We start from the raw sequence: 12,364 nt of genomic DNA on the forward strand, positions 1-12,364 counted from the left end.
TTAATGCAGGAGTGGTCACTGGGACGCCCGGCCAGCGCACCCTGGCGGCGCATCTTGTATGTGCGCACGGGCAAGCTGCGTAGATGTCCCTGAAATACTCCAGAACCGGCGATGGCTCAGCTCCTCCATGAGGGCTTGGCCCGAGCGATGGGTCTGGACTCCACCACGACCATCTTGACCGCCTCGTCCCTGAATTCAGGGCTAAATCTCCTACGGCTTTGTGCCACGTTCTCTCTCCAACGTTTCGAACTGCGATCTTATACGGACCGCTGTCCGAGAACCTCGGGGCCCCTCACACGCCGCTAAACTCACACTCGCCGCGTGATCAATAGCCGCGTGCCCACCATCCAGGGCACGCCCGCTCATTGAGCATTTTCAGCGTGGCCCCGATCGGATGACGGCGACGAGGGCGCAACGCACGGGGCACCCGTGCCGTTGGGGGAGGTGTTCGACGTCTCAACTCATCAGCGCAGGTGCCTCGTTGGTTCCCTATCCTGCCGCACTCGACCTGCCTCACGCGCTGGTCGAGTGGGTCACCATGTTCATCGTCACCCGCGAGGGTGACCGCCGCTGCAAGCTTCCGCCGCACCAACGCGCGCTCGTCGCTCTGGTGTACCTGCGCAAGCACGACACCCTGGCCCAGATAGCGGCCGGCTTTGGCATCTCGGTCGGCACCGCCTACGCCTACACCACGGCGGTGATCGACCTCCTGGCCGCCCGAGCACCCGGCCTGCTGAAAGTTCTGCGCGACCACGAGCCCGAGTACGTCTTGCTCGACGGGACGCTCGCCGAGTGCGACCGGGTGGGCGACGGCCGGACCGACTACTCCCACAAGCATCGTCGCCACGGTGTGAACTGCAGGTCGTGACCGACACGGCCGGGCAGGTGCTGTGGATCTCTCCGGCCCTGCCGGGCCGGTGCCACGACCTGACCGCTGCCCGTACTCACCGGATCATCCGGATCTGCGAACGCCAGGGCGTCCCCATCCTGGCCGACCGCGCCTGTACGGGCGCCGGACCTTGGGTCACCACCGGGCGCAGACGCCCGCCCGGCGGCCAGCTGACCCCGACAGAACGGACGGTCAACCGGGCACTGGCCGCGTCCCGGGCGCCCGTCGAACGCGGGATGGCACTACTCAAGTCCTGGCGAATCTTGCGACGATCCCGACTCAGTCCCAACCGCATGACGTCAATCGCCAAGGCAGTCCTCACCCTGGAGAGGCAACGCTGAAAATGCTCACTGACCCACACCGTTGATCAGCGTGGCGAGGGACACCCGCGATATTTCGGCAATTCATATGGCTGAACATCGAGCGACAAGGGTGCCTAATGATGCCAAAATCGCTATTGGGCTGTTGGTATGCTAATGCGCCAAGCATTGCAGCCGAGGCCCTAAGAGAGGACAGCTTCCATGCAGCTCTCACGTGTCATCGGCATACGTCTCCGACGAGTTCTGGCTGTGCTAGTCACGATTGCCTGCGCAGGGCTGGTGTCGGTCGCAGGCACCGCGACATCGCACGCGGCGCTGGCAGACATCGTCTGCACCACCAGTGGCACCACCACCTACAACCCCGGTCTGACCTACACTCCCCAGACCTCCGCCATTACTACCCAGACCGCTTTCGCTCCGTGCGTGTCGCTCAGCGCTCCTCTGGTAACCAGTGGGGCACGATCCGCGAACTTCAGCAGGCCGGACCAGTCCTGCCTCACCCTGCTCGAGAGCGGTACCGGCACCAACACCATCACATGGAACACCGGGCAGACCACCACGGCCCAGTTCACCGTCACCTCGACGGTGGCCGGCGGGATCAGGACCACCACACAGACCGGCACCGTCACCGCCGGACTCTTCACTGGTGACACGTTCCTCAACGTCGTGACCGCCCCCACCACTGACCTGCTCAACTGCGTACTCCCCGGCGGCTTGACGAGCACCTCCGGCACCGGCCTCCTGACCATCACCTGACACCGCCCTGGGGCGGCACGGCCACATGTCAGCCGTGCCGCCCCTCGCGGCTCAGCGCAGCCAGTCCCACCGCTGCGAAGGCACGATCTACCTCGTGATGATCGACCTCATGAGTTGCCGGCTCATCCGAGAAGCCACCCCGAACTGACGTGCAGCCTGAACACATGGCAACGCCGCACCGTGAACTCGCGGGCGATCGCTTCACCGGGTCGGTCCGTCGGCCGCGGGGAGGGCGTGGCGATCCGGGTAACGCAGACGTCGGGGTCGGCGGCGCCAACGCCCAGCCCGCCGGCGTTGGCGGCTTCGCCTGGGGTCCGTGGCCGGTCAGCAGTGGTGCTCCCCTGGCTCATGACCGCCACAGCGCGAACATGTAGCGGCCTACGAAGTCGTCGTACGGGTCCTCCACGCGGCCACCGTCCCACTCAAGGAGCACCGAGCTCAGCGAGAATAAGCGCCAAGCTGAGCTTGACTCTGTCGGGGATCTTGGGGTTTGCCGGTGCGGCTGCATGATCAGCGGGCATGCTCGGATGGTTCCGATGACCGATGCAGCTGTCGAGGTGCCCGTTGTCCCTGCACCCGCGTTCCGGTGAGCATGTACCGCCTCTGACCGCGCGGATCGCGCGGGCGAGCAACCCGGGTGGCACGACGGCGATATGGGTGCGCGCGACCGGCTGGACGGGCTGCGGCGCGACGAAGACTTCACCGATTGGTACCCGCGTGACGGGCGTCCGAGTCTCTCTCCCGCCCAACTGGCCACCGTCTGTGTACTGCAGTTCGTACTCGGCCTGTCGGACCGGCAGGCTGCCGAGGCGGTCCGCTGCCGCCTCGACTTCAAGTACGCCATGGCCCTGAAGCTGGACGACCCCGGCTTCCACCACAGCATGCTGGCCGACTTCCGAGACCGTCTCGCCGAAGACGACCGTGCTGACCGCCTCCTCGACCTCGCTCTGGCCCGCCTCAAGAAGGCTGGCCTGGTGCACGAGCGCACCCCACAACGCACCGACTCCACTCATGTCCTGGCCGCGGTGCGTGACCTGTCCTGCCTGGAACTGATCACCGAGGCGGTCCGCGCCGCATTGGAAGAAGTCGCCGGCACCACCCCGCACCTGCTGGGCGAGCTGGTCGATGAGGACCGGGGGGCGCCGCTACGGCCGACCGGTCCGCCCGGGCAAGAACCCCACCAAGCCCAAGAACAGGATCCTCGCCACCGGAAACGACGCCGTCCGGCTCCTGGACCACCTCTACCACCACGGAGAAGGCCCAGCGTCCAGCCCGCGAATCGAGGCCCTGCGCCAGATCATGGTGCAGAACTACCACCGCGACGCCGCAGGACACCTGCACTGGCGCACAGCTGAAAAGGAGGGCGGGCCCGGGCTGCCGCCCTCGTCCCGGGCGATCGTCTCGCCCTACGACACCTCAGCCCGCTACGCGCGGCACGGGCACATCATCAGCTGGAAGGGGTTCTCCGCTCACTTGACCGAGACGTGCGCTCCCGACAGCCCCGACGTGATCACGGACGTGGCCACCACCGCGGCCACCACCCACGACAGTCAGGTCCTGCCCGGCCTCCACACCCGCCTGGCACGTCGCAGGCTCCTACCCGCCGAGCACCGGTCGACGGCGGCTACACCTCCCTGCCCCACCTGGAACAAGCCACCCGTGAACACCAGGTCACCGTCTCCGGGTCGCTCCGGGGCAACCCCACCCGGCAACACCGCCAGGCCGAGGGCTTCGCCCGGGACGACTTCCACATCGACTACGACCATCAGCAGGTCACCTGCCCCCAAGGCCAGTTCAGCCAGGGCTGGCACGGCCCCTACCCGACCTCCTCACCCACCGCGGCCCCGCTCATCGTGGCCAGGTTCACCAAAAGCCAGTGCCGGCCCTACCCTGCCCGCACCCAGTGCACCGCCACGGCCGACAGCGCCCGCACCGTGGGCTTCCCCCAAGAGAACACCGCGACCTGCAACTCCGCGTCCGCGCCGAGCAACAGGCGCCCGAGTGGAAGACCCGCTACGCGGTCCGCTCCGGAGTGGAGGGCACGGTCAACGAGTTCGCCCACGGGCACGGCATGCGACGCTGCCGCTACCGAGGACAGGGAAAGGCTCACATCCAGCACATTCTGACGGCCATCGCCGTCAACATCGAGCGCCTCAGCGGGCTGCCACCGAACGAGGAAGCCCTCACGCCCCGCCAGCCGACTGCCTTCCAGAACTACCTCGACCATCGCGCGCTACCCCGACCAGAATCCTGGCGAACCTGGGCACCTGACCTCGACACCTCCAAGATCCCCGACAGAGTCAAGCTGACTGAGTGGTTGGTGGTTGGCCCCGGTCAGATTCCGCGCCATTTGAGGGGGTGGCGTCGCCGGTGAGGCGGCGCGAGGGCTCCAGGATCGTCCCGTATCTCCCGCTGGGCTTACCTGGGGCATGCACAATAGGGCGGGTCTGCGTCAAGTGGCGTGGCCATCGGAGGCCGGGCTCAAGCAGCGTTCCACCGTATGGCCGTCCAGTTCAGCGCCCCAGCGCTCACCGGGGCGGGCCCACAGGTGACCCGGTGAGTGATCAAGCCAAAAGGCCACGTTTTCGCTCAGCGCCCGAGGGCGCTCGGTCATGCTCGCAGCATGGCATCAGCGACACACGTCCTTATTGCCGGTGGGGGCATCGGCGGACTGGCGGCGGCACTGAGCGTGGCGAAGCAGGGGCGTCGGACGACCGTGCTGGAGCGGCGGTCGGAGTTCACCGAGCTGGGTGCGGGCATCCAACTGGCACCTAACGCGTTCCGCATGCTCGACCTGCTCGGCGTGGGCGACGAGGTGCGCAAACGGGCCGTGCACGTCGAAGAGTTGCGCTGCATGGACGGGACCACGGGCGAGCACGTGGCAAGCATGGCTCTCACTAGTGCCTATCGTCGCAGATTCAGAAATCCTTACTCAGTCGTCCACAGGATCGATTTGTACCAGCCGCTGTTGGACGCCTGTCGGCGCGAAGACCTCATCGAGCTGCGCACTAGCTGTGCGGTGGTCGGCTACCGGCAGGATGTGGCACAGGTCACCGTGGTCCTGGACAGCGGCCAGAAGGTGACTGCGGCCGCGTTGATCGGGGCCGACGGCCTCCGCTCGGTGGTGCGCCAGCAGGTCGTCGGTGACGGGGAACCCGTCGTGTCCGGTCAGACCATCTACCGCTCTCTCCTTCCGATGGACCGGGTCCCGGAGGAACTGCGCTGGAACGCCGTCGTACTGTGGGCTGGCCCCGGCTGGAACTTCGTCCACTACCCGGTCGGCGGCGGTTCGCTGCTGAATCTGGCCGCCACCCGAGACGACGGCGCCTCGCGTGCGATGGCCGGCCTGCCGGCTGAGAAAGCTCATGTCATGGCCCAATTCCCGCAAGTCCACGACTCGGCCCGCCAGCTGCTCGACCTGGGCGAGGAATGGCGCAGCTGGGTTCTGTGCGACCGGGAGCCACACTCCGGGTGGACGGATGGCCGCGTGGCGCTGCTGGGAGACGCAGCCCATCCCATGCTCCAGTACGCGACCCAGGGTGCGGCGATGGCCCTGGAGGACGCGGTACTGATCGGTGCTCTGCTCGACTGCGGGCGGGACGAGGTCGTCCAACGGCTGGAGAAGTACAACGGCGAACGGCGCGAACGCACGGCGCGCGCCCAGCGGGTGTCGCGTGAACTGGTGCCTACTGTCTTCCATCCCGCGGGAGACGCGGCCCAGCAGCGCAACGCGACTTTGTCCTCGTTCACGGAGGACGACTTCTACGACAAGGTGGCCTGGCTGCACGGATTCCGTGACATCACTCCGACTACGGGCCCTTGACCCGCCGCGCTGCTATGCCCGCACTCACCAGCAGACCGGGGAGTTGATTCGACGATGGGTCCCGAGCGATACGGAGACCGCCTGTTTCGCCACTCCGACGAGGGCGAGGGCAAGCGGCTCGGCGCACTGGCCAGAGCTTTTCACGACGCCAGCACCGCCCGCCTGACTGCCCTAGGCGTGCAGTCCGGCTGGCGCTGCCTCGATGTCGGAGCCGGGACCGGTGTCATCTCCGGGTGGCTCGCCACCGCCGCAGCTCCGGGACAGGTCATCGCCCTGGATCGCGACACCAGCCTCATGGACACCGCTGGTCGCACCAACATCACCGTTCTGCAGGCGGACGCCGTCAACGACAACCTGGACCTGGGCGGCTTCGACCTCGTCCATGCTCGCTTCCTCCTCATGCACCTGCGCGAACGAGAGGCGCTGCTCCCCGAACTGGCCAGTTGGCTCCGCCCTGGCGGCTGGCTCCTCGTCAGCGATGCCGCAGATCTTGCTACTCCCACCTCAGCTTCCCCAGCACTGCGCACCACGATGTGCAGCCTGTGGACGATGCTTGACGATTCCATCGGCATGGAGATCAATTGCAGCCGCGTCTACCCGGGCCTTCTCCGCACTGCCGGCCTCGCCAACATCGACATCGCCGTCGACGTGCCGGTCCTCCGAGCCGGATCGCCCATCGCCGAGTTCCTCACCGAACATCTCGTAGGGGTACGGTCCCAACTCCTCACAACCGGCCTCGACCCAGACATCCTCGATGCCGCGCTCACCTACATCAATGCACCCGACACCCTCGACCTGACCTTCGGCATGCTCTCCGCCTGGGGACAACGACCGCCCTCCTGACGCCGCCCCCGGACCTGCCTCAGATGCTTGGGGCCCAACGCTTCAGCACTGAGATTTTGGAGACCGTGCCGTCCGCCCTTTGTTGTCTCTAGGAATGGGATGCATGAAGCCGAGACATTGCGCGCACTCCGCGAGGAGAAGGGGGACGAGAGTTCGTCTCGGCTGCGCTCGTCGGCGGCATTCGATGTATCACCGGTTGGCTTCACAGACGAGCCCGCGAGGACGTCGAGCAGGACAATTCCAACGTACGCGCATTCCCGACATGCGGCATAGGACTATGGACTGCCGCTTACTCGCGGGCTTTGACCTCCCTGCGTCACCGTCCGCCGAGCAACGATATAGTGAGCGGACCAGAGCCAACGATGAGCGCTAGATCCGTGTTGCCAGCGGGGACGCACGCGTGGGTGGTGGCGACTGTAGCCACATTGACATCCACGCACTCGTCGGCAGCGGAAGCCGTACCAGCCGTAATTAGGGGTGCGACCCCGACCGCAGCAGTAAGAGCCACTACCGCGATGATTCCTTTGTGCGCTTTCATTTTTTCCTCCCGACCGTTCACTCATCCGAAAAAGGGCCCTGCAGCCCATCTTGCGTGGGGCCCAATTGTTTATGAGCCGCCCTCTCCACCGTATCTGGAAGTTTGCCGCCCCGCCATGCGGGAGAGCGTGTCTGACATCTGCCGTATCGGCTGTCTGGGTGACTCGTTGAGTGGTGTGCGAGTGCTGCTGGGGATGGTTACCCGTCCAACTTGACGGATGAACAGTGGTCGTTGATCGGGCCGTTGCTGCCTGCGCCGAGGACGGGTCGCAAGGGCGGACGGCGGGAGAAGCAAGCACCCGCGTCGGCGGATCGTGGACGCGATCTTGTACTTGGCGAGGACCGGGTGCCAGTGGCGGTATCTGCCCAAGGACTTCCCGCCTTTCCAGACGGTGTACTGGTACTTCACCTGGTGGCACGACGACGGCACCGTGGAGCGCGTCCATGACGCGCTGCGGGTCAAGGTCCGTCAGGCCGACGGCCGTTGCGCTGAGCCGTCCGCCGACCTGGTCGACTCGCAGTCGGTGCGAGCGGCCGACACGGCGCTGAAATCGACCAGCGGCTTCGACGCGGGCAAGAAGACCAAGGGCCGCAAACGGTTCATCGTCACCGACACCCTCGGCCTCCTGCTGACCGTGCACGTCCTGGCACCCGACCGTCGAGAAGATCTGGGCCGATCAGGGCTTTGCCGGCCGACTCGTCGAGTGGCCCTCCGCCGTCCTGCACCGCAAGCTGGGAGATCGTCCGCAAGGAGCCCGGACAGCACGGCTTCAAGGCCCAGCCGAAGTTGGGCAGTAGAGCGCACGTTCGCCCGGATCACTACACGCCGCCGCCTGGCCTGCGACTACGAACGCAACCCGGCACACTGCGACACCATGATCCGCTGGGCCATGACCGACCTGATACTCCGCCTCCTCCGAGGCCGACCCACCACCCGCCAAGGACCCCGACCACTACGCAAAATCTCAGACACGTTCTCGGACAGTTGCATGGACCCAGCACACGGGAGCTGAGTCCGTGAGGCTGTGGCGCCTCGGGCGTATGCCGTGCTCCCTGCGGAACGGTCCGTCTGGGGCGGGGCATCGGCGCCGGGCACGGCCGCGTGGGAAGCCCGTCGGGCGGGCCGGGGGCTGTGGTCAGGTGGTGATGCCACCATGCAGGCGACTTCAGGTCACCAGGTCATGTGGGCTGCGGACGCGGGTTGCCTCTGGGGGGACTCCCAGGAGTCCACGGTCGCCTCCGCCCAATCGAATGCCCAGCCGGGGCGTACTCCGCGGGCTCCCCAGCCGTCCGGCTGGCTGCGGGGGATGTCGTTCCCCGCCGCTCGGGCGTCGAGGGCTGCCTCGCACGTCTTCCGTGCGATCTGCAGGGCTTTCGTTTCGGTGTCTGCCGGTCCTATAAGGACGTGGAGGCCGCTTTGCTCGGGGTGGGCGGTGTTCTTGATGGGGACGTTGACCTGGAAGTGGAGCTGGAAGTAGAGGGGGTCCATGACGTCATCTCCCTGTGTCGCGTCGTTAAGCCGGTGCTGACGCGGCCCTGGGGGCATCTACACGGTCGACCAGGGTCTTCTGGGTACGGGCTAGGAGCCCGGTCCGCCAGCACTCACCAACCTAGGGCGGGACCGCGGGCGCGAATATGCGGGTCGCAGAGTTCGCTATACGGGTTTTACCCCCATAATTCGTATCGCTGAGCCCGCGTACCGCGTGGCGCCGCTGATGCGCCGCCCTCCGCCACGGCCACACGCACACCCTCCCCGCCCCCTGTGAACTCCTATCTGCACGCCCAACGTCCGTCTGACCACCTCCTTCTACGAGACCGGGCGCGGTGTGTGTGCGCACCGCCTTGCAGAAATGGCTTGAGTCAACGGTGTGGCCGGCGCCAATGAGTACCTGATGTGGACGCCGTCTTCCGGAAGAAGTATGGGAATTACACGGGTATCGTCGAGCACGTCCTGACCGACCAGGCCGCACTTCGGCCCTCCGGCTCGAACCGCGTTGTTGCTGTCGGTCGCTCGAGCAATTGCGGCGGCGTTCCAGCTCACGAACTTCTGCATCGAGGAAAGGCAAGACCTTCCATGCGTGCCACCTTCATGTACGGACCTGGTGACGTCCGGGTCGAGAACGTCGCCGACCCGAGGATCGTCGAACCCACGGACGCGATCGTCAGGATCACCCTGACCTGCGTGTGCGGCTCTGACCTGCACCCCTACCACTCCATGGGCAAGACCGACGAGGGTGTGCCGATGGGGCATGAGTTCCTCGGCGTCGTCGAAGAGACCGGCTCCGAGGTCACCAATCTCAAGCGCGGCGACTCCGTCGTCTCCCCCTTCTCCTTCGCCGACAACACCTGCCCGATCTGCCGGGCCGGCTTCCACACCGCCTGCCCACACGGCGGCTGGTACGGCGCTGGCGGCGTCGGAGGCGCGCAGGCCGAGGCCATTCGCGTGCCGCAGGCCGCCGGCACCTTGGTCAAACTCCCCAGCGACGTGGACACGGCGCTGCTGCCCTCGCTGCTCGCCCTGAGCGACGTCTACCTCACCGGCTACCATGCCGCGCACATGGGCAGGGTCGGGCCCGGCAAGATTGTCACCGTCATCGGCGACGGCGCCGTGGGCCTGTCAGCCGTGCTGGCCTCCCGCCGCATGGGCGCCGAGAGGATCATCCTCATGGGCCGACACACCTCCCGCACCGACCTGGGTAAGGAATGGGGAGCCGCTGAGGTCGTCTCTGAGCGCGGCTTGGAAGGCATCGCCAAGGTGATGGACCTGACCGGCGGCGAGGGCTCCCACGTGGTGCTGGAAGCCGTCGGCCTGATGCCCGCCTACGTGCAGGCGTACGGCATCGTGCGCCCCGGGGGGATCATCTCCCGCGTCGGCGTGCCGCAGTACGAGGACGCGCCCGTCGGATTCGGCTCCCTGTTCGGCAAGAACGCCGGCCTGACCGGCGGCCCCGCCCCGGTGCGCGCCTACATCGAGCAGGCGATCCCCGATGTGCTGGAGAGCCGCATCGACCCGGGCAAGGTGTTCGACGCCGAGGTCGGCCTCGACCAGGTCGCCGACGCCTACAAGGCCATGGACGACCGCAGCCAGCTGAAGGTACTGGTGCGCCCGTGACCGCCCGCAAGCCCATCGACGCCACCCCCGCTGCGCACGAACGGTTCTTCCCCGGCCCCGTCTCCACGCGCGCCGTAACCGATCCGGTGGGCCCGCACCGAGTCCTGGACCCACGCGGAATTCCTGGTGGCCTGCCTACCAGAGTCATTAGCTCCACCATCGGGTAGCCGCCGCGGCTCTGAGGCCCGAACCGGCCCACATTCCTTTACTTCGACAACTTCGCCGTCGACGAGGTCCTGCGGCACACCGGCGAGGTCGATGAGCGCACCTGGCTGGCGTGCCAGAAGGGTCGCACCGTGGTTCGAATCCCTCCCCCTCCGTGGACCAGCGCTGTCACCGGGCTGCCCACCGTGGTTCTCGCCGGCCCGGGTCGCGTCCCGTGGTGGGCAGTTGTGGTCGCGTTCCTGGCCCTTCCCTTCACCGGGATGCTCCTGGAACACCTGCGGCTGCGTAAGGGAACCGAACTGGAGGAGAACTTCGTCGCGACCCTCGGCGAGATTCCCGACCCCGAACGAAGGAGCCAGCTCTACCTGCAGTACTTCCAGACCACGACAACAGCGCCAGCCGCACCACAGCCTCCACCGGATCCGCCCCCCCGGGGCTCTGCCCTCCACACCCTCCAACGGCGACGGCGGGCCACCACAGACCCCCGCCGCATGAATCGGCGACCAATGCGGTGTTCCGGCCGACTGAACGCACAGTCGAAAGTGCAGGGCTCCGGTCCTCCGCCGTTTTCCTGCCCGAACTCCTCCCTGCGAGATCCGCGCCCGCCACCCGCCTCACAACCCAGGCCCCGCCCACTCGGACGGGGCCTTTTCCATGCCCGAAAACAAGGAAAGGTCCTCCATGCGACCCGACTTCAGCGCAGACCCCGAATCCGACGCCATCTACCGTTTCTTGCGCAACGAATCGCAGGCGGCTTCCGGCTCACCGCCCTCCCCGGCCACCATGCCCCGTCGGTCAACCGCGCAGCGCACCCCTGCTGACATCGCCCGAGCCGAAGGCCTCAACCTTGGACTCGACCAGCAACCGGCCCGCACAGCTCGGCCGCGCCGCAGCTGCCCCCGGCCTGCACAGCCCACCCGCAACGTCTTCGTCGCTGCCTTCAACCTCGCTCTGACCACACTGCCGGCGTGTACGCGCCGTGATGCCTCCACCCTGGCCCAGTCCTGGGTACGCTCCGGCTGCCTCGATCCCGAGCAATTCCTCACCTGGGCAGAATCCCTCGGCTTGCGCAATGCTCATCTGGTGCGCCAGCTCATTGCCCACGGGATCACTCCCGACCTGCTGGAAACCCGAATTGACGGAACCCGCGCTCGAATCCGTCTGCGCAACGGCGAGAGCGTTGGAGGAATCGTGGCAGCGCTTCTCCAGGCATAACGCGGCCCTGACACCCCTGACGTCGATGGAGCGCTGCAGCCAGCGCTGAGCCCATCGGCTCAGGGGATGAGGTCCAGAACCCGAACCCGCTGACCTTCCCAGCGCTTCGCTGCCGTGGTGGCTACGGCACCATCCGGTCGATCCCGTGTGGGCGTGCCGCGCACTGAGCATGTGCAGCAGCCCACGTCTCCTGCTGTGCTGGGGCCAGAGCAGCGGACAGATCCAGGTCCAACACGGTGATGCCCGGCAGCGCCGCGATGTGCTCGGCCATCCCGGGCCGCGTCCGGTCGGCTTCGACGAGGGCGCAGGCCGGGGCGTAGAGGAACCAGCCAGGCTCGGTGTGGGCGCGGTGGATCAACCGGGAGGCCAGGATGTTGCCCTGGCCGAGGGCGGTGCCGCTGGGGCGATGCTGCGCGCGTGGTCATCATCATGACGATCACCGTGGGCTCCGCCAGCCCCTTTTCGCTCGCGCTACCGCCCGGTGGTGCTCTTGTGCTTAGCCCCGCCCTCGTGCATCACTATCTGTAATCGAGCAGATGCGGTTAAGTCGGGGGTGGCTATGTCCTCAGGCACGAGCGGGGAGTACTGGGCGGACAAGGCGCTGCCCAGTGAACCGCACCGTGTTCGATAGAGACTCGATTCCGTGAAAGGATTGAGTCATGGCACGTCCTTCCTCCTATCCCGTTGAGCTGCGCAAACGAGCG

At 66.8% G+C, this 12,364-nt stretch carries 9 protein-coding genes and 2 pseudogenes; 9 read left to right on the forward strand and 2 right to left on the reverse strand.

The window, feature by feature from the left end; genetic code table 11:
• Positions 1-481 precede the first annotated feature (481 nt).
• The 7 genes and pseudogenes from ABZ721_RS24015 (at position 482) to ABZ721_RS24045 (ending at position 8,181) form a co-directional block, all read left to right on the forward strand.
• Positions 482-1,230, forward strand: a pseudogene (locus tag ABZ721_RS24015) (transposase family protein).
• A 180-nt stretch (positions 1,231-1,410) separates the two neighbouring features.
• Positions 1,411-1,965, forward strand: coding sequence for a hypothetical protein (locus ABZ721_RS24020; protein WP_358790729.1), 555 nt, complete (start codon positions 1,411-1,413; stop codon positions 1,963-1,965).
• Between the two features lie 653 nt (positions 1,966-2,618).
• Entirely contained in the window at positions 2,619-3,320 is a 702-nt protein-coding gene (locus ABZ721_RS24025) for a transposase (protein WP_358790730.1), read from the forward strand.
• A gap of 548 nt (positions 3,321-3,868) precedes the next feature.
• Positions 3,869-4,339, forward strand: coding sequence for a transposase (locus tag ABZ721_RS24030; RefSeq protein WP_358790731.1), 471 nt, complete (start codon positions 3,869-3,871; stop codon positions 4,337-4,339).
• A gap of 249 nt (positions 4,340-4,588) precedes the next feature.
• On the forward strand, positions 4,589-5,788 hold the full coding sequence (locus ABZ721_RS24035) for an FAD-dependent monooxygenase (RefSeq protein WP_358790732.1): 1,200 nt from the start codon (positions 4,589-4,591) through the stop codon (positions 5,786-5,788).
• 54 nt (positions 5,789-5,842) lie between these two features.
• Positions 5,843-6,631 (forward strand): class I SAM-dependent methyltransferase, encoded by a 789-nt coding sequence (locus ABZ721_RS24040; protein ID WP_358790733.1) that lies wholly within the window; start codon positions 5,843-5,845, stop codon positions 6,629-6,631.
• Positions 6,632-7,482: 851 nt separating this feature from the next.
• A complete protein-coding gene (locus tag ABZ721_RS24045; protein ID WP_358790734.1) occupies positions 7,483-8,181 on the forward strand; it encodes a transposase in 699 nt (232 codons plus the stop codon).
• A gap of 158 nt (positions 8,182-8,339) precedes the next feature.
• On the opposite strand, the gene ABZ721_RS24050 is transcribed toward ABZ721_RS24045, so the two are convergent.
• Positions 8,340-8,657 carry a hypothetical protein gene (locus ABZ721_RS24050; RefSeq protein ID WP_358790735.1) on the reverse strand — a complete coding sequence of 106 codons (318 nt, stop codon included), beginning with the start codon at positions 8,655-8,657 and terminating at the stop codon, positions 8,340-8,342.
• Between the two features lie 585 nt (positions 8,658-9,242).
• On the opposite strand from ABZ721_RS24050, the gene ABZ721_RS24055 reads away from it, so the two are divergent.
• Entirely contained in the window at positions 9,243-10,280 is a 1,038-nt protein-coding gene (locus ABZ721_RS24055) for an alcohol dehydrogenase catalytic domain-containing protein (RefSeq protein ID WP_358790736.1), read from the forward strand.
• A gap of 846 nt (positions 10,281-11,126) precedes the next feature.
• Positions 11,127-11,660, forward strand: coding sequence for a hypothetical protein (locus ABZ721_RS24060; protein ID WP_358790737.1), 534 nt, complete (start codon positions 11,127-11,129; stop codon positions 11,658-11,660).
• 59 nt (positions 11,661-11,719) lie between these two features.
• On the opposite strand, the pseudogene ABZ721_RS24065 reads toward ABZ721_RS24060, so the two are convergent.
• Positions 11,720-12,033 (reverse strand): annotated as a pseudogene (locus ABZ721_RS24065) (hypothetical protein).
• Positions 12,034-12,364 lie beyond the last annotated feature (331 nt).

This window comes from Streptomyces sp. NPDC006733 (genome assembly GCF_040636125.1).
GTDB lineage: Bacteria > Actinomycetota > Actinomycetes > Streptomycetales > Streptomycetaceae > Actinacidiphila.

Bases quoted from the DNA above. Each gene is read 5' to 3' on its own strand.
- ABZ721_RS24020 (WP_358790729.1), top strand. From the start codon at position 1,411: ATGCAGCTCTCACGTGTCATCGGCATACGTCTCCGACGAGTTCTGGCT.
- ABZ721_RS24025 (WP_358790730.1), top strand. From the start codon at position 2,619: ATGGGTGCGCGCGACCGGCTGGACGGGCTGCGGCGCGACGAAGACTTC.
- ABZ721_RS24035 (WP_358790732.1), top strand. From the start codon at position 4,589: ATGGCATCAGCGACACACGTCCTTATTGCCGGTGGGGGCATCGGCGGA.
- ABZ721_RS24040 (WP_358790733.1), top strand. From the start codon at position 5,843: ATGGGTCCCGAGCGATACGGAGACCGCCTGTTTCGCCACTCCGACGAG.
- ABZ721_RS24050 (WP_358790735.1), bottom strand. From the start codon at position 8,657: ATGGACCCCCTCTACTTCCAGCTCCACTTCCAGGTCAACGTCCCCATC.
- ABZ721_RS24055 (WP_358790736.1), top strand. From the start codon at position 9,243: ATGCGTGCCACCTTCATGTACGGACCTGGTGACGTCCGGGTCGAGAAC.
- ABZ721_RS24060 (WP_358790737.1), top strand. From the start codon at position 11,127: ATGCGACCCGACTTCAGCGCAGACCCCGAATCCGACGCCATCTACCGT.